The 414-nt window shown below is 49.5% G+C and carries 1 protein-coding gene; it reads right to left on the reverse strand.

Features of this window, described 5'->3' with window-relative positions; genetic code table 11:
* A partial coding sequence (locus tag ACZYR9_RS27575) for an orotidine 5'-phosphate decarboxylase / HUMPS family protein (RefSeq protein ID WP_488981493.1) occupies positions 1-414 on the reverse strand: 414 nt, incomplete at both ends.

The raw sequence follows: 414 nt of genomic DNA on the forward strand, positions 1-414 counted from the left end.
CGAGTTTTGTCCGACGGCTTGAAGATCGTAGCCTGTGTGTACGCAAATGTAGTCTACGCCCATGGCGTCGAGCTCTTTCGCGCGTCCTTCGATATCTTTAATGCCGATCATGTCGACCAGGATTTGTCTGTTTTGCTTTTTGGCTTCTTCTACCGCACCCTTGATGCTCATGTCTTCGGCTGCAGCCAGAACCGTAACGATGTCTGCGCCCGCTTCAGATGCCTTCATCACTTCATATCCGGCTGCGTCCATAATTTTCAGGTCGGCCAATACGGTCAAGGAAGGGAAAGCTTCCTTGATTTCTTTTACCGCTCTGAGTCCTTCGTTAATGACAACCGGCGTACCGATTTCTACGATATCGATATGGTCTTGAACCTCCGCTACCAGTTGTTTTGCTCCCGGAATATCTACCAA

This window comes from Paenibacillus sp. F024 (assembly GCF_057814255.1).